The organism is Cryobacterium sp. M23 (genome assembly GCF_002929655.1).
In the GTDB taxonomy this organism is placed as follows: Bacteria; Actinomycetota; Actinomycetes; order Actinomycetales; family Microbacteriaceae; genus Cryobacterium; species Cryobacterium sandaracinum.
On record NZ_PJJV01000078.1, the window covers coordinates 48,746 to 70,956 of the forward strand.

Here is a 22,211-nt window from a genome sequence, read left to right on the forward strand (position 1 = left end):
AAGATCAGTCCCTTCGTCGATAGATCGAACCAAGCCTAGCGTGGACGCACCACCACCAGCAGATCGCCCGCGTCGACCTGCTGGGTTCGCGGCACGGCCACCCGTTCGATGTTTCCCGCGATGGGCGAGGTGATCGCGGCCTCCATTTTCATGGCCTCGATCGAGGCGACGGCCTGCCCGGCCTCGACGGTGTCGCCCTCCTCGACCTGGAGGGTGACCACCCCGGAGAACGGCGCGGCGATCTGGCCCGGCCGGTTGGCATCCGCTTTTTCGGCGACCTTGATGCTGACCGTGATGTTGCGGTCCCGCACGAACACGGGTCGGAGCTGTCCGTTCAGCGTGGTCATGACGGTGCGCATACCCTTGTCATCGGCCTCGCCGATGGCCTCAAGCCCGACGTAGAGGCGCACGCCCTTGTCGATCTCGACCGCGTGCTCAATGCCCTGCTGAAGACCGTTGAGGTAGTCCACCGTGTCGAGCACGGACAGGTCACCGAAGAGTTCCCGGATCTGCTCGAATTGGCGCGTGGGCGCCGGGAAGAGCAGCTGGTTCAGCATCGCCCGGCAGGTGAGGCCGTCGCTGCCCAAGGCCGCGCGTTCCTCCTGGGTGAGCTCGGTGATTCCGACGCGGACGTTGCGCCCGGCGAGAACCTTGCTGCGGAAGGGCTCGGGCCAGCCGCCGGGCAGGTCGCCCAGCTCCCCCGCCATGAAGCCGATCACGGAGTCGGGCACGTCGTAATTGCCCGGGTTCTCAGCGAAGTCGGCCGGGTCGGCACGCACGGCGGCGAGGTAGAGGGCGAGGTCGCCGACCACCTTGGAGGACGGCGTCACCTTCGGCACCCGGCCGAGGATGTCGTTGGCCGCGGCGTACATGTCCTCGATCAGTTCGAAGTCGTCGGCGAGGCCGAGCGCGACCGCTTGCGTACGCAGGTTGGACAGCTGGCCGCCGGGGATCTCGTGCTTGTAGACGCGGCCGGTGGGCGCGCGCAGACCGGATTCGAAGGGATGGTAGACCCGGCGTACATCTTCCCAGTACGGCTCGAGGTCGCAGACGGCCTGTAAGGATATGCCGGTGTCGCGTTCGGTGTGGACGAGCGCGGCAACGAGGGACGACGCCGACGGCTGGCTGGTGGTGCCGGCCATCGGGGCGCTGGCCACGTCGACCGCGTCGGCGCCGGCGCGGCTGGCCGCGAGCAGCGTGGCGAGCTGGCCGCCCGGAGTGTCGTGCGTGTGCACGTGCACCGGGAGGTCGAAGCGTGACCGCAGGGCGGTGACGAGCTTCTCGGCCGCGGCGGGGCGCAGCAGGCCGGCCATGTCCTTGATCGCGAGGATGTGCGCGCCGGACTCCACGATCTGCTCCGCGAGCCGGAGGTAGTAGTCCAGGGTGTAAAGCGTCTCGGCCGGGTCGAGCAAATCGCCCGTGTAGCAGAGCGCGACCTCGGCAATGGAGGAGCCCGTCGCCAGCACGGCGTCGATGGCCGGGCGCATCTGCGAGACGTCGTTGAGGGCGTCGAAGATGCGGAAGATGTCGACGCCTGTCTTGGCGGCCTCGCGCACGAACGCATCGGTCACCTCGGTCGGGTACGGAGTGTAGCCGACCGTGTTGCGGCCGCGAAGCAGCATCTGCACGTTGATGTTCGGCAGGGCCTCTCGCAGCGACGCCAGTCGTTCCCAGGGGTCTTCGCCGAGGAAGCGCAGCGCCACGTCATAGGTGGCGCCGCCCCAGGCCTCGATCGACAGCAACTCCGGGGTCATCCGGGCCACATACGGGGCCACGGCGACGAGGTCGCGGGTGCGCACCCGGGTTGCCAACAGTGATTGGTGGGCGTCGCGGAAAGTGGTGTCCGTCACGGCCAGGGCGGTCTGGGCTCGCAGGTCCGCGGCGAAGCCGGCCGGGCCGAGCAGCTGGAGCCGTTGGCGGGAGCCGGCCGGAGCCGGTTCGGACAGATCGAGCTTCGGCAGCTTCTCGGCCGGGTTCAGCAGGGTCAGCGGCACCCCGTTGGGCTTGTTGACGGTCACGTCGGCGAGCCAATTCAAGATCTTCGTGCCGCGGTCCTTGGAGGCGCGGCCGCGCAGCAGCTCCGGGCGCTCGTCGATGAAGGAGGTGCTCAGGTTGCCGGACGCGAAGTCCGGGTCGTCGAGCACGGCCTGCAGGAACGAGATGTTCGTGGACACGCCACGGATACGGAACTCGGCCAGGGCGCGCTTGGATCGGGTCACGGCGGACGGGAAGTCCCGGCCCCGGCAGGTGAGCTTGGCGAGCATCGAGTCGAAGTGCGGGCTGATCTGGGCACCGGGGTTGATTGTGCCGCCGTCGAGCCGGATGCCGGCGCCGCCGGGCGAGCGGTAGGTGGTGATCTTGCCCGTGTCCGGGCGGAATCCCATGGTCGGGTCCTCGGTGGTGATGCGGCACTGCAGGGCCGCCCCGCGCAACACGATCTTGTCCTGCGTGAGTTCGAGCTCACGGAGCGTCTGGCCCGCGGCGATGCGGATCTGGGACTGCACGAGGTCGACATCCGTCACCTCTTCGGTCACGGTGTGCTCGACCTGGATGCGCGGATTCATCTCGATGAACACGTGCTGGCCGGCGCGTTCGCCGACCGTGTCGAGCAGGAACTCGACCGTGCCCGCGTTCACGTAGCCGATCGAGCGGGCGAAGGCGACCGCATCGGCGTACAGACGCTGGCGGATCTCGTCGGAGAGGTTCGGCGCCGGAGCGATCTCGATGACTTTCTGATGGCGGCGCTGCACGGAGCAGTCGCGTTCGAACAGGTGCACGGTCTCGCCGGACGCATCGGCCAGGATCTGGACCTCGATGTGACGCGGCCGCAGTACGGCCTGCTCGAGGAACATGGTCGGGTCGCCGAACGCGCTGTTGGCCTCGCGCATGGCTTCCTCCAGGGAGCCGCGGAGATCGCTCAGCTGAGCTACCCGGCGCATGCCGCGGCCGCCGCCGCCGGCGACGGCCTTGGCGAAGATCGGGAACCCGATATCGTCGGCCGCGGCGATCAGCTCGTCGACGTCGCGTGAGGGCGCGCTGGACCCCAGCACCGGAACGCCCGCCGCGATGGCGTGCTCCTTCGCGGTGACCTTGTTGCCGGCCATCTCGAGCACGTGCTCGCCCGGGCCGATGAAGGTGATGCCGGCCTGGCGGGCCGCGAGGGCCAGCTCGGGGTTCTCCGAAAGGAAGCCGTAACCGGGGTAGATGGCGTCGGCGCCGCTCTCCCTGGCCACCCGGATGATCTCGCTCACCGTGAGATAGGCGCGCACCGGGTGCCCCGGTTCGCCGATCTGGTACGCCTCGTCGGCCTTCAGGCGGTGCAGCGAATTGCGGTCCTCGAAGGGGAACACCGCCACGGTTTTGGCACCCAGCTCATAAGCCGCCCGAAAAGCCCGGATCGCGATTTCCCCGCGGTTGGCAACAAGAATTTTCGTAAACATGCAGACCTTTCAAGCGTGACGTCGCGCACAGCTGACGGTTAGGTTCTCCAAGACTAGTGAAGGTAACGTATCTACTTGTGCACGTACTAAGCGTTAGCTCCCTCAAGGGAGGAGTAGGCAAGACCACGGTTACCCTGGGTCTGGCGTCTGCTGCCTTCGCCCGCGGCGTGCGAACCCTGGTGGTGGACATTGATCCGCAGTCGGATGTGTCAACCGGAATGGACATCGAGGTCACCGGCCACCTCAACATCGCCGATGTGCTCGCCTCTCCTAAGGAGAAGATCGTTCGCGCCGCCATCGTTCCCAGCGGCTGGACGCGCGGCCGCCCCGGCACCATCGACGTGATGATCGGCAGCCCGTCGGCCATTAATTTCGACGGGCCGCACCCGAGCATCCGCGACATCTGGAAGCTCGAAGAGGCACTCTCCACGGTCGAAAAGGACTACGACCTGGTTCTGATCGACTGTGCTCCGTCGCTGAACGCCCTTACCCGCACCGCGTGGGCGGCCAGCGACCGCGTTGCCGTGGTCACCGAACCCGGCCTATTCTCCGTGGCCGCGGCCGACCGGGCGCTGCGCGCGATCGAAGAGATCCGCCGCGGACTCAGCCCTCGTCTGCAGCCGCTCGGTATCATCGTCAACCGTGCCCGCGTGGCGTCTCTCGAGCACCAGTTCCGGATCAAGGAACTCCGCGACATGTTCGGCCCGCTCGTACTCAGCCCGCAACTGCCGGAACGCACCTCGCTTCAGCAGGCGCAGGGCGCCGCGAAGCCGCTGCACACCTGGCCCGGCGACAGCGCCCAGGAAATGGCGCGCTACTTCGATCAGTTGCTCGAACGCGTGCTGCGCACGGCCCGCATCGGCGAGTACGCGGAACAGCACTAGCCAGGGAACGTTAACTGGACAACGTTGACCGGATAGTGTCAGCCGCACAGCGTCAGCCGATCGTGTCGACTGCGTGTGAACGCTCCGCTAAGAGACCTTGCGGCTGCCCCGGCGAAGGGACAGCTCGTCCGACGGGTCGATCGGAAGGGTCTCCAGTTCGACCAGGCTCGTCTCGACCTCGCGCAGCACCTTGCCCACGGCGATGCCGAACACGCCCTGACCGCGGCTGACGAGGTCGATGACCTCGTCGTCGGAGGTGCACAGGTAGACGCTGGCGCCGTCGCTCATCAAGGTGGTCTGGGCGAGGTCGCTGACCCCCGACTCGCGCAGTTGGTTCACCGCGGTGCGGATCTGCTGCAGGGAGATGCCGGTGTCGAGGAGCCGCTTGACCAGTTTCAGAACCAGGATGTCCCGGAAGCCGTAGAGACGCTGGGAACCCGAGCCGGCAGCACCGCGCACGGTGGGCTGGACCAGGTCGGTGCGGGCCCAGTAGTCGAGCTGACGGTAGCTGATTCCGGCGGCCCGGGCCGCCACGGCGCCACGGTAGCCGAGGTTGTCGTCGAGCTCGGGCATTCCGTCGGTGAAGAGAAGGCCGAGTCCGTAGCGCGAGGCATCGTCACGCTGATTCAGCTCGCTCATACGATCGCCTCTCGGAGGTGGGTCTGCGATACGGATGATCGCTGCATCCACGCTACCGAGGGGGACCGTCCTGATCAACGACATCCGGTCGAGTAAATTGGCGTGTCGGACTCGACTACTTGGTCAGGCGCCCCAGGGCAGAACGGATCAGACTGCCGCGGATCACTTCGAGCTGGCCGGCGATCTCGACCGCCATTTCGGCGGCCTTAGCCCGGCTCGATGCGTCTTTACGGCGGGAGAGCGGCACGAGGGCACTCTCGATCAGGCCGAGCTCGCGTTCGGCCGCGCCGCGGAATCCGCGCAGGTGGCGGGGCTCGATTCCGCTGCGCTGCAGTTCGACCAGGGCCCGCAGCACGCTGAGCGCGTCGTCGCCGTAGAAGTCGGCCGGCAGGATGATCGATGCGGAAACGGCGTCGTGCAGCAGCATCGCGGAGGCCCCTGCTTCGCGCAGCAGTTCGTCGCGGTCCAGCCGGCGGGCGGTCGACAGCATCGACGGTCCCGGCGTCACCCCGCCGGGCAGGGTAGGCGAGAGGCCCGCGTCGAGGTCGGCCAGGTAGCCCCGGATGACCTTGAGGGGGAGGTAGTGATCGCGCTGCATGGAGAGGACCAGGCGCAGCCGGTCCAGGTCACCGGCGCAGAATTTGCGGTAGCCAGACTCCGTGCGCGCCGGCGCGACCAGTCTCTGTTCCTCCAGAAACCGAAGTTTGGACGGGGTCAGTTCCGGAAATTCCGGCGTGAGCCGGGCAAGCACCTGTCCGATGCTGAGCAGTGACGTCGCGCCCGGCGCTCTGGCCTGGGCTGCGGACGCGGGCACTACTCGCTCGCCTGAAGCTTGAGGTCGTGCCGCGAGGCGTAGAACGTCAGCCGGAACTTACCGACCTGGACTTCGGCGCCGTCGTGCAACAGCGCGGTGTCGATGCGGACCCCGTCGAAATACGTGCCGTTGAGGGACACCAGGTCTTTCACCTCGAACTTGGATTCGTGGCGCAGGAACTCCGCGTGCCGACGAGATACCGTGACGTCGTCGAGGAAGATGTCCGCATTGGGGTGACGGCCCACAGTGGTCACGTCCGCATCCAACAGGAAACGAGCGCCGGCGTTCGGGCCGCGCCGGACGACGAGCAGCGCCGAGCCGGAGGGCAGAGCCGCGATGGCTTCCTGTTCTTCGGCCGTGACGTCACCGTCGAGCGATGCCAGCTGGGCCGCGAATTCCTGCCCGAACGTCATCGTCGTGTCGGTATTGGAATAGTTATCGGGCGCGGCCTTGCGCTGGGGTTCATTCGTCTTTTTGGAATCGTTCACCGTACACCTCCTGGTCCTCCAGCGTATCGGATGGAACGGGCTGAATTGCCCGCGGAATGCGAATCACCCGGACGGTCTCGACGGCGTAGGTTATGCCTGCCCACCAGTAAAGAAACGCTCCCCAGATGCCAAAGGCCCAGCCCACCGGGAGCGACCACCAGGACACCATGGGGAAGGCCTCTCCCAGCATGATCATCGGCAGGGCGTAGAAGAGGCAGAAGGTGGCGACCTTGCCGAGCTGGTGAACGGGCAGAGGCCCGAATCCGTAATTCGCGAGGATGACGCCGAGTCCGAGCAGGAACACGTCCCGTCCCACGATGACCAGGACGATCCACCAGGGCACCAGGTCGCGCCAGGCCAGTCCGAGGAGGGCGGCGAAGATGTACAGCCGGTCGGCGGCCGGGTCGAGCAGCTGGCCGAGCCGCGTGATCTGGCCGAACCTCCGGGCCAGGTAGCCGTCGAGGAAATCGGTGAGGCTGGCGACCATCAGCACCAGGAGCGCCCAGGCATCCTCTCCCCGCACCAACACGACCAGAAAGACCGGCACCAGCGCAAGGCGCAGCATGCTGAGCAGATTGGGCAGGGTGATCACCTTTGAGCTGACGCCGGTTCCCTCTGCCCCTGTCACAATCACCGAGTCTACCGACGCGGCGGCCGAACCGGAATGCGGCCTCGTCAGTTTCCCGACACCCGTTTTCGCCCCTTGTCGGCGCGTTTCTCGGATTTATCCGACGCGTCCGGCTTCGCCTGGCCGCGGCTGCGCTCCACGCTGCGGCGAAGGGCCTCCATCAGGTCGAGCACCTCTCCCCCGCCTTCCTCGCCTTCCCGGGGTTCGCGGCCGAAGGTGAGCTCGGTGTCGACGGCTTCGCCCGCGGCGAGCTTCGCCTCGAGCAGTTCGCGGAGCTGGTCCTGGTAGTCGTCCCGGAAATCCTGCGGCGAGAACTCGGCGGCGAAGGAGTCGACCAGTGCGGCCGAGAGCTCAAGCTCCTGGGCGGAGATGCGCACCGACTCCTGGAGCATCGGGAATTCAACGGCCCGCACCTCGTCGCCCCACAGCAGCGACTGCAGCAGCAGCACGTCCCCGCGGACCCGGAGGGCACCGAGTCGGGTCTTCTGCCGCAGCGCGAACCGCACGATCGCGGTGCGGTCGGTGGCGTCGAGCGCACGCCGCAGTAGAACGTAGGCCTTGGGTGAGCCGGAGGGTTCGAGAAAATAGCTGCGCTCGAACATGATCGGGTCGAGCTGGTCGCTCGGCACGAACTCGACGACCTCGATCTCGCGGCTTCTCTCGGCCGGCAGCGTGCGCAGATCCTCGTCGGTGATGACAACCGTCTTGTCGCCGCTGTCCCAGGCTTTGTCGATGTGCGCATAGTCGACGACCCGTCCGCAGCGCTCGCACCGGCGCTGGTAACGGATGCGCCCGCCATCGGCGTCGTGCACCTGGTGCAGGGCGACGTCGTGGTCTTCGGTGGCGCTGTAGACCTTGACGGGCACATTGACCAGCCCGAAGGTGATCGCGCCCTTCCAGATCGATCTCATCACTTCAGTACACACCCGGTGCGCCGAGAGGGCTAGGCACGCTGTGGCCGCGAGAGCATGCTGGAGCCATGAACGAGCGGCCGCCCTCCCCCGACTCCCGCCAGGTCGTCACCGTCGGCGGACACCGGATCACACTCACGCATCTCGACAAGGTGCTCTACTCGGAGTCGGGGACCACGAAGGCCGACGTTCTCGGCTACTACGCGTTCATCGCCGACGTGATGATCCCGCACACCGCGAATCGCCCGGCGACCCGGAAGAGGTGGGTACACGGTGTGGGCACCCGGGACGCACCCGGACACGTGTTCTTCCAGAAGAACCTGGACCAGGCGACGCCGAGCTGGGTGAAACGCCGGCCGATCCAGCATTCGAACCACGTGAGCGAGTACCCGCTGGTCAACGACCTCGCCACGCTGACCTGGCTCGCCCAGATCTCGGCGCTGGAGATCCACGTTCCGCAGTGGCAGTTCGGCCGGGGTGGACGCCCGCGCAACCCGGACCGACTGGTGATCGACCTGGATCCCGGCGACGGGGTCACCCTCGACGAGTGCGCGGAGGTCGCCCGTCTGGCCCGGGCCATCCTGCGGGACATGGGCCTGGACCCGCTGCCGGTCACCAGCGGGTCGAAGGGCATCCACCTCTACGCACCGCTGGACCTCACGCACACCTCGGACCAGGTCTCCCAGGTCGCACACGAGCTGGCCCGCGCGCTCGAAGCCGACCATCCGGACCTCATCGTCAGCGATATGAAGAAGGCTCTTCGACCGGGGCGGGTGTTCGTGGACTGGAGCCAGAACAGCGTCCACAAGACGACCATCACTCCCTATTCGTTGCGCGGAACGCTGCATCCGATGGTGGCCATGCCGCGCACCTGGCGGGAACTGGCCTCCCCCGGGCTCGCACAGATCGACTACAAGCAGGCGATGCACCGGGTGCAGCGTAGCGGGGACCCGCTGGCCGCGCTGCTCGAGGCACATTCCGGCCGGGGCACCACGGATGCCGGTGGTGCCGGTGACGAGACCGGTAAAGGCGCCGGGGCGGGAGCCGGTGCGCTGGCCGTCTACCTCGGCAAACGAGACGCTTCCCGCACCTCGGAGCCGATGCCGACCGGTGCGCCGGACGCATCCGCGGGTCGGTCATTCGTCATTCAGGAGCACCACGCCCGCAACCTGCACTACGACTTTCGGCTCGAGCACGACGGGGTGCTGACGTCGTGGGCGTTGCCGCGCGGGGTGCCGACCGATCCGGCGAAGAATCGGCTCGCCGTGCGCACCGAGGACCACCCGCTCGAATACGCCACGTTCGAGGGTGATATCCCGGCCGGCGAATACGGGGCCGGCACCATGAGCATCTGGGACCACGGCAGCTACGAGCTGGAGAAGTGGCGGGATGACGAGGTAATCGCCGTGCTGCACGGCGAACCGGGCGGCAGGCTCGGTGGCACGCGGCGCTTTGCCCTGATCCGCACGAAGGGCACGGACGTGGCCGACCGGAACTGGCTGATCCACCTGATGAAGACACGGCCGGCCCGGCGGGCCGGGGACGTGGGCACCGGGGCGGGCGCGACGGCCAAAACGGGCGGCCGGTCCGCACGCCGCACACGGTACGGGCCCATGCTGGCCACGCCCGGTTCCATCGCCGACCTGTCCGAGGACGACGAGTGGACCTACGAAATGAAGTGGGACGGCATCCGTGCGCTCGCCTATCTCGGAGCCGCCGGCCTAGGCCCGGACGTGCGCTTGTTCACCCGGAACGGCAACGACATCACGCACCTGTATCCCGAGCTGGTGCGCGCGTTGCCGGGAGCGGTTTCGGCCGACTTTGCGGTGCTCGACGGGGAGATCGTCGCGATGGACGCGGGCGGGCGGCCGAACTTCGGGCTGCTGCAGACGCGGCTGGGCCTGACCGGTCGCCGACAGATCGAAGCGGCCGAGGCATCCACCCCGGTGCGGTTTCTGGCTTTCGACGTGCTCGAACGTGACGGGGAGCCGCTGCTCGACCTGACGTACACGGCCCGGCGCCGCGTGCTCGAGGAGATTGTCACCGGGTCCGGTGCGGTGCAGGTGCCGCCGGTCTTCACGGGCGACTCCGCCCAGGCCGTGGCGACCAGCAGCGAGCTCGGCTTCGAGGGGATCGTCGCCAAGACCCGGGACGGGCGCTACGAGGCCGGTCGGCGGTCCCGATCGTGGATCAAGATCAAGCACCATCGCACCCAGGAGGCGGTGATCGGCGGGTGGCGACCGGGCAACGGGCGCCGAGCCGACACCGTGGGCTCCCTCTTGCTGGGGATTCCGGACGGAGACACGCTGACCTATATCGGCCGGGTCGGCACCGGGTTCCGGGACGCAGACCTCGAGGACCTGCGGGCGCGACTGGATGCCATCGCTGCGGTGGACAACCCCTTCACCGGCATCCCGCCCGCCGGCGCCCGCGATGCGCGGTGGGTGCGCCCGCTGCTGGTGGGCGAGGTGGAATTCTCCGAATGGACCGGCACGGGGCGACTGCGCCACCCGGTCTGGCGCGGCTGGCGGCCGGACAAGTCACCGGGCGAGGTGGTGCGGGTTTAATGGCGGTGCGGGTTCAGAGGCGGGCGAGCAGGGCCGGCCAGCTGGTGGCGAAGCCCGGATGCAGCGGCAGCGCGTCGACCTGGTGGCGCGGTACCCAGCGCAGCGCGATGCTCTCATGGTCGCTGATCACGGGTTCGAAGCGCTCCGTGGCGCGCACCACGACCGTCGTGTACGACCAGAAACCGAGGTCGAGCACGGAGCTGAACTGCACGGAGACCAGCTCCGGGGGCACGCCAGCCTCTTCGCGGGCCTCCCGCAGAGCCGCCTCGAGCGCACTCTCGTGTTCGTGGCGCGCCCCGCCGGGCAGCCCCCAGGTGTCACCCTGGTGGCTCCAAAGCGCGCGGTGCTGCAGCAGCACCCCCAGCTCCTCGTGGTGCACGAGCAGGCCGGCCGCCCCGAAAAGACCCCAAAACTTGCGGCCGTCGGGCCCGTACACCCACCCGTCACCGTTTGTGCTCATGGGTCAAGCATGCGCCACGGTCCCGTGAATACGCACCGTGTTGAGTCGCGTTCGACTCGCGGCGCAGGCTATGGATGGTGGCGCACGGTAGAACGTGCGCCCGCTTCCAGAAGATGCGCCACGACGAGCGAGCCGCGCCGGGTGGGTACCTGGGCGGGCTAGAGGGCGACGATGGCGTGCACAGGAGCGTCGCCGAGGCGCGTTCGGCCGACCAGTTCGGTCAGCTCCAGCACGACGCCGACGCCGGTCAGGCGGTAGCCGGCGCGCTCGATGAGCCGGGCGGTCGCGGCGATCGTGCCGCCGGTGGCCAGCACGTCGTCGACGACCAGCACGCGGGCACCCGGCGCGAGCTGGCCGATCTCGAGCTCGAGGCAGGCCGAGCCGTACTCGAGGTCGTACTCCTCGCTCAGCACCGATCCGGGGAGCTTGCCGCCTTTGCGCACGACGAGCACGGCGACATCCGCCGCGTAGCCGATCGCCGCGGCCAGCAGGAAGCCGCGGGCCTCAATGCCGGCCACCGCGTCGAATTCACCCTGGAACCGGCCGGCGAGCTCGTCGATCAGCGCTCGAAAAGCGGCGGCGTCGGCGAACACCGGGTTGAGGTCGCGGAAGAGGATGCCCACTTGCGGGAAATCCTGGTACGAGGCGAGAAGGGCGTTGACATGGTCTGCAGCGGGGGTGGGCACCCCACGAGTTTAAGCGTGCGGCCGACGGATGCCGTGCGGGCCTCCCGACGCCCCGCAATGGACGGTTCGGACAGGGCCCCGTGCTAGCCTCGAATTTAGCTAATCAGATTAGGTATTTTTTCCGGTATCTTGACTGAATCACCCGAAGGGATGGCTAATGCGGCCGGTCGAAGTGCTCGAAGAACTCGTGGTCCTGCTGGACGAGTCCGGCCGCGAAATCGGCACGGCCCCGAAGCTCAGTGTGCACGACACGGACACCGCGCTCCACCTCGCTTTCTCCTGCCATGTGCTCAATCCGGCCGGCGAGGTTCTCGTTACCCGACGCGCCCTGTCGAAGAGGACCTGGCCGGGCGTCTGGACCAACTCCTTTTGCGGCCATCCGCTCCCGGGCGAGGAATTTCCCGCTGCCATCGAGCGGCGCGCGCTGTTCGAGCTCGGACTCTCGATTGCGAACCTGACGGTCACCCTGCCTGACTTCCGCTACCGCGCCGTCGACAGCAGCGGCATCGTCGAGAACGAGATCTGCCCCGTCTACCTGGCCCGCGCCACCGGCGAACCCGTACCCAACCCGGACGAGGTCATGGAATTTGCCTGGGTGGAGCCGGCCGCCCTGCAGCGCTCGGTGCGGGACGCCCCGTGGGCGTTCAGCCCCTGGTTGGGGCTGCAGCTCCAGGAATTGACCAGTTTCGATGCATGAAATCCAGACGCTCGGGGTAGGGACGGAGTTGCAGCGTTTTTTCGCTGCCGCCCGCCTGCGCGCCAGCGACTACGGCGAACACTATGTCGCGCTCTGGGACTCTCTTGAGCAGGCCAGCAGCGGCGGCAAGCGTGTGCGCCCCGCACTGGTGCTGGCCGCGTTCACCGGCCTCGGCGGCACCGACCTCACCCTGGCCACTCCGGTCGCGGTCAGCTTCGAACTGTTGCACACGGCCTTCGTGATCCACGACGACGTGATCGACCACGACCTCGCCCGCCGCGGCGTGGCCAACATCGCCGGGCAGTTCACCGAGCGCGCCCTCGCCCACGGAGCCGGCGACCAGGCCGGGGCGTGGGCCGCGACGGCCGCGATCCTGGCCGGCGACCTGGCGCTGAGCGAGGCCCACCGCGCCCTCGCGATGCTGCCGGTCGAGCTCGAACTGCGCGGCCGCCTGCTCGACCTGCTCGATCGAGCGGTGTTCGTCTCCGCTGCCGGGGAACTGGCGGACGTCACCAACGCCGCGTCGAAGCATCCGCTCACGGTGGCCCAGGTCATCTCCACCCTGGAGCAGAAGACGGCGGTCTACTCGTTCGAGGCTCCCCTGCAGGCCGGCGCCATCCTGGCCGGCGGCTCGGCCGAGGCGATCGACGTGCTCGGCGCCTACGGCCGCCTGATCGGCGTGGCCTTCCAGCTGACCGACGACGTCCTCGGGGTCTTCGGCAACCCGGAGAAGACCGGCAAAAGCGTGCTCACCGACCTGCGGGAAGGCAAGCAGACGACCCTGATCGCCCACGCGGGCACCACCCGCGGCTGGCCAGAGATCGCCCCCTTCATCGGCAAGGCCGACCTCACCGAGGCGGAAGCGGACACCGTGCGCGGCCTGCTTCGTGACTGCGGCGCCCTGCAGGCAACGGATGAGCTGGCCACCGACCACTGCACTCGCGCCGTGGCCGCGCTCGACACGGCCGCCGTACCGGCGCCCCTGCGCGAGCTGCTCACCACCCTGGCAGGCACCGCCGTGAATCGCAGCCGATGAAACGTGACAGCCCCGACGACCACACCGGCATCGCGAAGTACAACGCCGCGGCCCGGGCCAGCTCCGCCACGGTCATCGGCCACTATTCCACCTCGTTCGGCCTCGCGGCCCGTCTCCTCGAGCCGCGCGTGCGCAGCCAGGTGCGCACCATCTACGCCCTGGTCCGGGTCGCCGATGAGATCGTGGACGGCGCCGCAAGCCAGGCCGGCGTGAACGTGGACGGCCAGCGCGACCTGCTGGACGCGCTCGAACGGGAGACCAGCCAGGCGATGGGGTCGGGCTTCAGCACCAATCTGGTCGTGCACGCCTTCGCGGCGACCGCCCGGGAAGCCGGAATCGACACCAGCCTGACCACACCCTTCTTCGCCTCGATGCGCCGGGACCTCGACCCGTTGCCGTTCGACGCGGCCGGAGTGGCCGAGTACATCTACGGTTCGGCCGAGGTGATCGGGCTGATGTGTCTGCGCTGCTTCGTGCAGGACACGCGGTGCACGACCGATGAGCTCCAGGTTCTCGAGGCCGGTGCCCGGAGCCTCGGCGCGGCGTTCCAGAAGGTCAACTTCCTGCGCGACCTCGCCGCCGACCGGGACGCCCTCGGCCGCAACTACTTTCCCGGTGTGAACCTGCTGACCATGACCGAAACACAGAAGAACGAACTCCTCGACGACATGGACGCCGACCTCGACGCGGCGGCCCGCGTGTTGCCCATGCTCCCGGTGGGGAGCCGCCGCGCGGTCACCGCTGCACACCACCTTTTCGCCCGCTTGTCGGCGAAGCTGCGAGTCACCCCCGCGCGAGAACTGATGAGCGCCCGGGTACGGGTGCCGGATCCGGAGAAAATCATGATTGCACTCACCGCGTCGTTCGGACCGGGAGCGTGGAAGCGATGAGCGCACCGACCAGGCACACCGTTGTCATCGGCGGCGGCATCGCCGGACTGGCCAGCGCCGCGCTGCTGGCCCGGGACGGCCACCAGGTCACCCTGCTCGAGGCGCAGGCCACCCTCGGCGGCCGGGCCGGCTTCTGGGACGTCGACGGCTTCCGGTTCGAGACCGGGCCGTCCTGGTACCTGATGCCGCAGGTGTTCGACCACTTCTACCGGCTGTTCGGCACATCCTCCGCGGAACAGCTCGACCTGACCCGCCTCGACCCGGGCTACCGGGTCTTCTTCGAGGGCACGACGGAGCCGGTGGACATCGCGGCCGAGCGGGCCGACAACATCCGTCTGTTCGAAAGCCTCGAACCCGGTGCGGGCGCGGCCCTCGACCGCTACCTCGTCTCGGCCAAAGAGACATATGACATGGCAGTCAAACGGTTCCTGTATACAAGCTTCGCCTCCTTCACACCCCTGCTGGTTCCGGATGTGCTGAAGCGGCTCGGTCGGTTGGCCCGACTGCTGCTGCAGCCGCTGGACAAGTTCGTGGCCGGCTATGTGAAGGACCACCGTTTGCGCCAGATCCTCGGCTACCCGGCCGTGTTTCTCGGCTCCTCGCCCGACCAGACCCCGTCGATGTACCACCTGATGAGCCACCTCGACATGGCCGACGGCGTGCTCTATCCGCAGGGTGGGTTCACTCGGCTGATCGACAGCATCGCCGACATCGCGAGAGCGCAGGGCGTGACCGTGATCACCGAGGCGACCGTGACGGCGATCCACACCACCCCGGGCGCCGCGACCGCCGTCGCCGGGGTCAGCTATCGCACGGGCGACGGCACCAGTGTCACCCTCGACGCCGACACGGTCGTCTCGGCCGCCGACCTGCACCACACGGAGACCGAGCTGCTGCCGGCATCCGCGCAGACCTACCCCGAGCGCTGGTGGCAGAAGCGCGTCTCCGGTCCGGGCGCCGTGCTCGTGATGCTCGGCATCAAGGGAGACCTGCCCGAGCTGAAACATCACAGTCTGTTCTTCACCAGGGACTGGGCCGAGAACTTCGGCCGTATCTTCGGCAAGAAGACCAGCGTGCCCTCGCCGGCCTCCTTCTACGCCTGTATGCCCAGTGCCACCGACCCGGGAGTCGCCCCTGAGGGCTACACGAACATGTTCCTGCTGGTGCCGATCCCCGCCGACCCGGGCCTCGGCCACGGCGGGATCAACGGCCAAGGCTCGGCCGCGATCGAGAAGATCGCGGATGACACCGTCAGACAGCTCAGCGACTGGGCCGGCATTCCCGACCTGGCGGAGCGGATCGTGGTGCGCCGCACGGTGGGACCCGGCGACTTCGCCGACGACCTCAACTCCTGGCGCGGCGGGGCCCTCGGCCCGGCGCACACCCTGCGGCAGAGCGCATTCCTGCGCGGCTCCAACGCCTCCGCGAAGGTCGACGGTCTGTTCTACGCCGGCGGCACCACCATCCCGGGCATCGGACTTCCGATGTGCTTGATCAGCGCTGAAATTCTCCTCAAGCGGATCAACTCGGACACGAGCACGGGACCGCTCCCGGAACCGCTGCCGAACTCCGTGCGGGCGCCGCTGCCGGAAGCCCAGTGACTTCGGCAGCACAGTGAATCCGGTAGTGCTGTGACGTTCGCGTATCTGCTGACCCTGCTTCTCAGCCTGGGGGCAATGGTGCTGCTCGACCGTCGCTTCCGGCTGTTCTTCTGGCGGAACCCGGTGCGAGCGGCCATCGTGCTCGGCGCCGGACTGGTGTACTTCCTCGTCTGGGACCTCTTCGGAATCGGCCTGGGCATCTTCTACCGGGGCGAGACGACCCTGATGACCGGTCTGCAGCTGGCCCCGGAGCTGCCCGTGGAGGAGTTCTTCTTCCTCACCTTCCTCTGCTACCTCACCATGAACGCCGTGCAGGGGGCGCGCCTGCTGCTCGCCTCCCGGGCCGAACGGGCCGGCGTCGACGAGGGGAGCGACGGGTGACCTACCTGCTCCTGAACACCGTCTTCCTTCTGCTCGCCACGGCTGTGTTCCTCGCGGCCGTGCGCCGCGGCCGGCTCTCCCGGCACAGGATCCGTGCCGCCGGGATCGCCGTGGCCACCGTGCTCGTGCTCACGGCCGTTTTCGACAGCATTATGATCGGGGTCGGACTGGTCGACTACGATCCCAGCCGCATCTTCGGATTGCGGATCGGCCTGGCCCCGATCGAAGACTTCGCCTATCCCGTTGCGGCAGCGCTCCTGCTGCCCGCGCTCTGGGCCCTGCTGGAAAGAAAACCGAATGACTGAGACTCGCACCCCGCCGCTCTGGAAGACCCGGCAGGTGCTGCTCTCGTCGCGTCCGCTGAGCTGGATCAACACGGCGTTCCCGTTTGCCGCCGCGTATGTGGTGACGACCGGCCGGGTGGACGCCCTGCTGCTGGTGGGCACCCTCTTCTTCCTCATTCCGTACAACCTGCTGATGTACGGAATCAACGACGTCTTCGACTACGAGTCCGACCTGCGCAACCCGCGCAAGGGCGGCGTCGAGGGAGCCATGCTGGACCCGGTCCTTCACCGCACGGTGCTCGTCTCCGGGATCGTGACGGCTGTGCCCATGCTGGTGGCGATGCTCGTCTTGGCCGGCGCGGAGCATCCGTGGTCATGGTTCATTCTGGTCGTGAGCCTGTTCGCGGTGGCCGCGTACTCCGTTCCGGGACTAAGGTTCAAGGAGCGCCCGATCGTGGACTCGATCACCTCGAGCACCCACTTCGTCAGCCCCGCCGTCTACGGTCTCGTGGTGGCCGGCGCCGTCGCGACGCCCGGCCTGGTTGCCCTGCTCGCCGCGTTCTTCCTCTGGGGCATGGCCAGCCACGCTTTCGGCGCCGTGCAGGACGTCGTGCCCGACCGGGAAGGCGGCATCGCCTCGATCGCGACCGCGCTCGGCGCCGCGCGGACCGTGCGCCTCGCGATCGCATTCTGGGCCCTGGCCGGGCTGCTCATGCTTGTGACCGGCTGGCCCGGGCTGCTGGCCTCGGTGCTCGCGGTGCCCTACATTCTGGCGGCCTGGCCGTTCCGGTCGGTGTCGGACGAGCGGTCCGAGACCGCGAACGCCGGCTGGACGCGTTTTCTCTGGCTCAACTTCCTGACCGGATTCCTGGTGACCATGCTGCTGATCGCCTGGGTGAAGCTCGGGCCTTTCTAGGGTGCGGGCCGTTCGGGCCTGCGAGCCGTAGAGTCGAGGGATGGAGCCTCTGACCACCGCCCGTGTCGACAGCTGGACCTGGGCCGTGCGGATGTTCAAGACCCGTTCCCAGGCCACGGCCGCCTGCCGAGCCGGTCACGTCAAGGTGAACGGCGAGCGGGCCAAGTCCGCGCAGACCGTGCGGATCGGCGACGAGGTGCGGGTACGCATCAGCGGTTTCGACCGCATCCTGGTCGTGTCGAAGATCATGGTCAAACGGGTCAGCGCGCCAGTCGCGGCGGAGTGCTTCGTCGACCAGACTCCCCCGCCGCCCCCGCGCGAGGAGGTGGCGCTCCTCCCGATGCGGGACCGCGGCGCCGGCCGTCCCACCAAGCGCGAACGCCGCGAGATCGACAAGCTTCGGGCGCCCGAGGTGCTGCCGCCGGGCCCCGACGACGAGTAGCAGCGTCCCGGCTCAGTCGTGGGTCAGGCCCGGCCGAGCTCGCGTGTCGCAGGATGTGCCACATCACCGCCCGTGCAGCCGGGCGGTGCGGTTCGGACATTCACCCCTCGTTCTGGCTCTCCGCCGAAACGACGGTGGAATCGCAGCCAGACGGGCGCGGCCAGGGTGGCGGCCTACCTGCCGTTCATGCCGCGCACGGCCGGGCCCGGCGGGGTGGAGGCCAAGCAGAGGTAGAGCCAAGGAACCGGCGTCTTCCCGGATGCCGTCGACGATGCTCAGCTTCTCCGTGCGCTGGGCGCCGCCGGGCCGGCTCTCCCGCTCGGTGACGTGCACGCTCAGCCCGGTCCGGGCCAGGACGAGCGCCGCCTCCGGCCCGTTGGGCCCGGCTCCAACCACGTCGACGTCAGGCACGGGACCTCCAGGCCAGGGTGATGGGGGCCACGAGCAGGCCGACCTCCGAGCGCACCCACCACTCTCGGGTCTCTCGGCGTTCGTCCGGAGTGGAGTAGCGGTAGCGGTAGACCCGGGCGCGCACGTAGCGGGGCGGGGCCTGCGGGAACGGGTTGACCCGCACCATCCGCAGCGTGGGTCGGTCGCCCTCGAGGAGGCGGGCCAGGAACATCTCGAACCAGCGGGTGCCCGGGTCGCCGAGCGCCAGGAACCACATCAGCCAGTCCAGGCGCAGGTGGTACGGCGCGAACTGGCGGGGCCGGTGCTCGGGGTCGCCGGGCTTGCCGCGGAACTCGTAGGCGCGCCAGCCCGTCTCGTCGGTCGGGTCGGCGGCGTCGCTGCCCTCGACGACCACCTCGTGGCGCTGCCGGGTGACCGTGCCGAACGCACCGTAGGCGTTCACCAGGTGGTACCGGTTGAAGCTCGCATTCATCAGTTGCCGGCGGGCGACCAGGTTGCGAAGCGGCCAGTAGCTGAGCACCAGGAGCAGGGCGGTGGCCAGGCTGACCACGATCACGAACCAGAGCGGGCCATCCGGTGCGGCCTCCCCGGCCGGCAGCCACGGCAGCACCGCACGCAGCGTGGCGTCGTCGACGGCAGAGAAGGCCAGCACGATGGTGATCCAGTTCAGCCAGGCGAAGTTGCCGGTGAGCACCAGCCAGAACTGGCTCAGGATTACGATCAGGGCCGCGACGGATGCGACGGGCTGGGGCGCAAAGAGGAAGAACGGCACGACCAACTGCGCGAAGTGGTTGCCGATCACCTCCCCGCGGTGGAACCACGGGGGCAGGTGGTGTGCGAACCAACTGAGCGGGTTCGGCATCGGCTGCGTTTCATGGTGGTAATAGAGGGCGGTCAGGTCTCGCCACTCCCGGCCGCCGCGGATCTTAATCAGGCCGGCGCCGAATTCCAGCCGGAAGAGCAGCCAGCGGCAGAACAGGATCACGAAGAGCGGAGGGGCCACCTGCTCGGAGCCGAGGAAGGCCACCACGAAACCGGCCTCCAGCAGCAGACTCTCCCAGCCGAACGAGTAGAAGGATTGGCCGACGTTGACGATCGACAGGTAGCCCACGAAGAGCAGGAGGAAAGCGACCATCGGCAGCCAGGGCGGCCCGAACTGCGGCAGGCCGGCCACGAGCGTGGCCGCCACGGCGGCGCCGGACCAGGCGAGGGAACGCAGCATCCGGTCGGAGTAATGCCAGTGGAAAATACTCGGCGACTCGCTGAACCTCACGCGGGCCACAAAACGGGCCACCGGGAGCAGGCCATGGTCGCCGAGCAGCGCGGGGAATTGGTTGACGGCCGAAACGAAGGCGATCAGGTAGCAGGCAGCCACCCCGCGCTGCAGCACCTGCCGCGCGATCTCGTATTCTCCGGCCCCGAACCAGTCCATTTGAGCACAATCTAGGCCTTCCCCGGCCTGGGTTCAATCGGACCGGCTGTAATCGAAGCCGCCCCCTTGACGGGGGGAACTAAACCGGTATAGCCTTTCTAAACCGGTTCAGGTTGGGTCGGCTGTCAATGAGGAGGCCCAGAAACGTGCCTGCGAATATTCGTGCCACCACCACCGTGAAGCCCACCGCTCAGTCCGCCGCGAAGTCGGTCGCGAACCCCCCAAAGGTCACCATCGAGGTGGTCGCCAAGCGGGCCGGCGTCAGCAAGGGCCTCGTCTCCTTCGCCCTCAACAACCGGCCCGGCGTCGCCCCCGAGACCCGGGTGCGCATCCTTCAGGTCGCCAAGGAGCTGGGCTGGAAGCCGTCCCTCCGCGCCCGGTCGCTCTCCACGCAGCGGTCCTACGCGCTCGGCCTCGTGATCGCCCGCAACCCGGACGTGCTTGCCTCCGACCCGTTCTTCCCCTCCTTCATCGCGGGCGTCGAGAGCATCCTTGCCCCGGAGGGTCGCGCCCTCGTGCTCAGCGTCGTTCCCGACGAGGAGACCGAGTTGAAGACCTACCGCTCACTCGTGGCCGACGGGCGCGTCGACGGGGTCTTTCTCAGCGACCTCCGCCACGGCGACCCGCGCATCCCGCTCCTCGCCGAGCTTGGTCTGCCGGCGGTCACGCTCGGACGCCCCGACGGGCCCAGCCCCTTCCCTGCGGTGACCGTGGACGACACACCTGGTGTGATGGCATCCGTCGCTCACCTCGCCACCCTCGGCCACCGCCGCATCGCGCACGTCGCGGGCAGCTCGACGCTGCTGCACGGCAGCCGCCGGCGCGCGGCCTTCGCCGCCGCCCTGCGCGAGGCGGGCCTGCCGGGGGGGCAGACCGTCGAGACCGATTTCTCCGTGGGCGCCGGGTCAGATGCCACTCGGCGCCTCCTGACCCAGGACACGCCCCCGACTGCGATCGTCTATGCCAACGACCCGATGGCCATCGCCGGTCTCGGCATGGCGCACGAGCTGGGCGTGCGGGTCCCCGACGACCTCTCGATCACGGGCTACGACGACATCGACTTCTGCCGTTACGTGTACCCGCCCCTGACCACCGTCAGCGCAGCGCCGATGGCGTGGGGGCGCGCGGCGGCGAGCACGCTTTTGGCCCTGATGGAGAACGGCTCGGCGGACGACGTGGACCTCCCGGCGGCCCGGCTCGTGGTGCGCGGGTCGACCGCCCCGCCCCACGGCTGACCCACAGCGCTGACACATGTTTACCGCAGCAAGGCTGCTGCGGGTTTTGAGAAATGGAGCACCACATGCACAGCAATGGAATGGCCAGGCGGATTCTCACCGTTACGGCGGCATCCGCCACAGTGGCCTTGGCACTAAGCGCTTGCGCGTCCGGGGGGACGACGGGTGACGCGGCCACCAACCGCGGGCCGATCACGATCTGGTACTCGAACAACGAAACCGAGATCGCCTGGGGCAAGCAGATGGTGGAGGCCTGGAACGCCGAGAACCCGGACGAAAAGGTGAAGGCGCAGGAAATCCCGGCCGGTAAGAGCAGCGAGGAGGTCATCGGTGCCGCCATCACGGCCGGCAACGCCCCCTGCCTCGTATTCAACACGGCCCCGGTCGCGGTGCCGCAGTTCGAGAAGCAGGGTGGTCTCGTCGACCTCTCCAGCTTCGAGGACGGCGCCGCCTACATCGAGGCACGCAGCGGCGACACGGCCGAGCAGTACCAGGGCGCCGACGCGAAGTACTTCCAGATGCCGTGGAAGTCCAACCCCGTCATGATCTTCTACAACAAGGACATGTTCACCGCCGCCGGACTCGACGCCGAGAACCCCCAGTTGGCCACTTACGACGAATTCCTCGCCACCTCGCGCACCCTCGTCGAGAGCGGCGCCGCGCCGAACGCCATCTACCCGGCCCCGACCAGCCAGTTCTTCCAGAGCTGGTTCGACTTCTACCCGCTCTACGCCGCCGAAACCGGTGGCACGCAGTTGATCGAAGACGGTGAGGCCACCTTCAACGACGAGGACGGCGCGAAGGTCGCGGAGTTCTGGAAGACCCTGTACGCCGAGGGTCTCGCCGGCAAAGAGCAGTACCAGGGCGACTCGTTCGCCGATGGCCAGGCCGCGATGTCCATCGTCGGACCGTGGGCCGTGTCGGTGTACAAGGACGCCGTGAACTGGGGTGCGGTTCCCGTTCCCACCAGCGAGGGCACTCCGGCCGAGGAAACCTACACGTTCAGTGACGCGAAGAACGTCGGAATGTTCACGGCCTGCGAGAACCAGGCCACCGCCTGGGATGTGCTGAAATTCGCCACCAGCGAGGACCAGGACGGACAGCTTCTCGAGCTGACCGGCCAGATGCCGCTCCGCGAGGACCTCCCAACGGTGTATCCGGAGTACTTCGCGGCCAACCCGGCCTACGAGCAGTTCGGCGACCAGGCATCCCGCATGGTCGAGGTTCCCAACGTCTCCAGCTCGGTCGCCGCCTGGCAGGCCTTCCGCGACGCGTACACGAAGTCGGTCATCACCGGCGAGGGTGAGATCCCCGCCGCCCTCGACTCCGCCGCCGAGAAGATCAAAACCCTGATCTCCAAGCCGTAACG

The 22,211-nt window shown here is 68.2% G+C and carries 22 protein-coding genes; 12 read left to right on the top strand and 10 right to left on the bottom strand.

What is annotated here, in order from left to right:
- Positions 1–35: 35 nt before the first annotated feature.
- Entirely contained in the window at positions 36–3,440 is a 3,405-nt protein-coding gene (locus tag CXY82_RS12930) for a pyruvate carboxylase (RefSeq protein ID WP_104171279.1), read from the bottom strand.
- Positions 3,441–3,517: 77 nt separating this feature from the next.
- Here CXY82_RS12930 and CXY82_RS12935 point away from each other — a divergent pair, with 77 nt between their 5' ends.
- The gene (locus CXY82_RS12935; protein WP_104099538.1) at positions 3,518–4,324 is read left to right on the top strand and encodes a ParA family protein; all 807 of its coding nucleotides are present in this window, start codon (positions 3,518–3,520) and stop codon (positions 4,322–4,324) included.
- Positions 4,325–4,411: 87 nt separating this feature from the next.
- Here the strand turns inward: CXY82_RS12935 and CXY82_RS12940 are convergent, their stop codons facing one another.
- From CXY82_RS12940 to CXY82_RS12960, 5 genes are all read right to left on the bottom strand, one after another.
- Positions 4,412–4,963 carry a MerR family transcriptional regulator gene (locus CXY82_RS12940; RefSeq protein ID WP_104099539.1) on the bottom strand — a complete coding sequence of 184 codons (552 nt, stop codon included), beginning with the start codon at positions 4,961–4,963 and terminating at the stop codon, positions 4,412–4,414.
- Between the two features lie 115 nt (positions 4,964–5,078).
- Positions 5,079–5,777, bottom strand: a complete 699-nt coding sequence (locus CXY82_RS12945; RefSeq protein WP_104171280.1) for a MerR family transcriptional regulator — start codon at positions 5,775–5,777, stop codon at positions 5,079–5,081.
- Positions 5,777–6,190, bottom strand: coding sequence for an FHA domain-containing protein (locus CXY82_RS12950; RefSeq protein WP_104099541.1), 414 nt, complete (start codon positions 6,188–6,190; stop codon positions 5,777–5,779). Before CXY82_RS12950 ends, CXY82_RS12945 begins: the two co-directional genes overlap by 1 nt.
- Positions 6,191–6,239: 49 nt before the next feature.
- A complete protein-coding gene (locus CXY82_RS12955) occupies positions 6,240–6,893 on the bottom strand; it encodes a CDP-alcohol phosphatidyltransferase family protein (protein WP_255408591.1) in 654 nt (217 codons plus the stop codon).
- Positions 6,894–6,940: 47 nt separating this feature from the next.
- Positions 6,941–7,804 carry a Ku protein gene (locus CXY82_RS12960; protein ID WP_104171281.1) on the bottom strand — a complete coding sequence of 288 codons (864 nt, stop codon included), beginning with the start codon at positions 7,802–7,804 and terminating at the stop codon, positions 6,941–6,943.
- Between the two features lie 68 nt (positions 7,805–7,872).
- Between CXY82_RS12960 and CXY82_RS12965 the strand changes: the two genes are divergently transcribed.
- Entirely contained in the window at positions 7,873–10,371 is a 2,499-nt protein-coding gene (locus tag CXY82_RS12965; protein ID WP_104171282.1) for an ATP-dependent DNA ligase, read from the top strand.
- 13 nt (positions 10,372–10,384) lie between these two features.
- On the opposite strand, the gene CXY82_RS12970 is transcribed toward CXY82_RS12965, so the two are convergent.
- Both CXY82_RS12970 and CXY82_RS12975 read right to left on the bottom strand, forming a co-directional pair.
- Positions 10,385–10,831 carry an NUDIX hydrolase gene (locus CXY82_RS12970; protein ID WP_104171283.1) on the bottom strand — a complete coding sequence of 149 codons (447 nt, stop codon included), beginning with the start codon at positions 10,829–10,831 and terminating at the stop codon, positions 10,385–10,387.
- A gap of 158 nt (positions 10,832–10,989) precedes the next feature.
- Positions 10,990–11,517 (bottom strand): adenine phosphoribosyltransferase, encoded by a 528-nt coding sequence (locus tag CXY82_RS12975; RefSeq protein WP_104171284.1) that lies wholly within the window; start codon positions 11,515–11,517, stop codon positions 10,990–10,992.
- A 157-nt stretch (positions 11,518–11,674) separates the two neighbouring features.
- Between CXY82_RS12975 and idi the strand changes: the two genes are divergently transcribed.
- From idi to CXY82_RS13015, 8 genes are read left to right on the top strand one after another with little or no spacing between them, the layout of a single operon-like run.
- Complete coding sequence (gene idi, locus CXY82_RS12980) at positions 11,675–12,214, top strand: isopentenyl-diphosphate Delta-isomerase (RefSeq protein ID WP_104099328.1); 540 nt, start codon at positions 11,675–11,677, stop codon at positions 12,212–12,214.
- Entirely contained in the window at positions 12,207–13,250 is a 1,044-nt protein-coding gene (locus tag CXY82_RS12985; protein WP_104171285.1) for a polyprenyl synthetase family protein, read from the top strand. Before idi ends, CXY82_RS12985 begins: the two co-directional genes overlap by 8 nt.
- Complete coding sequence (locus CXY82_RS12990) at positions 13,247–14,140, top strand: squalene/phytoene synthase family protein (protein WP_104171286.1); 894 nt, start codon at positions 13,247–13,249, stop codon at positions 14,138–14,140. The genes CXY82_RS12985 and CXY82_RS12990 overlap by 4 nt, the downstream gene beginning before the upstream one ends.
- Complete coding sequence (crtI, locus tag CXY82_RS12995; protein ID WP_104171287.1) at positions 14,137–15,741, top strand: phytoene desaturase family protein; 1,605 nt, start codon at positions 14,137–14,139, stop codon at positions 15,739–15,741. Before CXY82_RS12990 ends, crtI begins: the two co-directional genes overlap by 4 nt.
- Before the next feature lie 30 nt (positions 15,742–15,771).
- On the top strand, positions 15,772–16,122 hold the full coding sequence (locus CXY82_RS13000; RefSeq protein ID WP_104171288.1) for a lycopene cyclase domain-containing protein: 351 nt from the start codon (positions 15,772–15,774) through the stop codon (positions 16,120–16,122).
- Positions 16,119–16,427, top strand: a complete 309-nt coding sequence (locus CXY82_RS17385; protein WP_134543066.1) for a lycopene cyclase domain-containing protein — start codon at positions 16,119–16,121, stop codon at positions 16,425–16,427. The genes CXY82_RS13000 and CXY82_RS17385 overlap by 4 nt, the downstream gene beginning before the upstream one ends.
- Positions 16,420–17,322 (top strand): prenyltransferase, encoded by a 903-nt coding sequence (locus CXY82_RS13010; RefSeq protein ID WP_104171289.1) that lies wholly within the window; start codon positions 16,420–16,422, stop codon positions 17,320–17,322. Before CXY82_RS17385 ends, CXY82_RS13010 begins: the two co-directional genes overlap by 8 nt.
- 40 nt (positions 17,323–17,362) lie before the next feature.
- Entirely contained in the window at positions 17,363–17,764 is a 402-nt protein-coding gene (locus tag CXY82_RS13015; protein ID WP_104099321.1) for an RNA-binding S4 domain-containing protein, read from the top strand.
- Between the two features lie 63 nt (positions 17,765–17,827).
- On the opposite strand, the gene CXY82_RS18330 is transcribed toward CXY82_RS13015, so the two are convergent.
- Entirely contained in the window at positions 17,828–18,175 is a 348-nt protein-coding gene (locus tag CXY82_RS18330) for an NAD(P)-binding protein (protein WP_104171290.1), read from the bottom strand.
- The gene (locus CXY82_RS13025; protein ID WP_104171291.1) at positions 18,168–19,607 is read right to left on the bottom strand and encodes a lipase maturation factor family protein; all 1,440 of its coding nucleotides are present in this window, start codon (positions 19,605–19,607) and stop codon (positions 18,168–18,170) included. Before CXY82_RS13025 ends, CXY82_RS18330 begins: the two co-directional genes overlap by 8 nt.
- Before the next feature lie 146 nt (positions 19,608–19,753).
- On the opposite strand from CXY82_RS13025, the gene CXY82_RS13030 reads away from it, so the two are divergent.
- A complete protein-coding gene (locus tag CXY82_RS13030; RefSeq protein ID WP_233194130.1) occupies positions 19,754–20,842 on the top strand; it encodes a LacI family DNA-binding transcriptional regulator in 1,089 nt (362 codons plus the stop codon).
- 80 nt (positions 20,843–20,922) lie between these two features.
- Positions 20,923–22,209 (top strand): extracellular solute-binding protein, encoded by a 1,287-nt coding sequence (locus CXY82_RS13035; RefSeq protein ID WP_104171345.1) that lies wholly within the window; start codon positions 20,923–20,925, stop codon positions 22,207–22,209.
- The last annotated feature ends 2 nt before the right edge of the window (positions 22,210–22,211 follow it).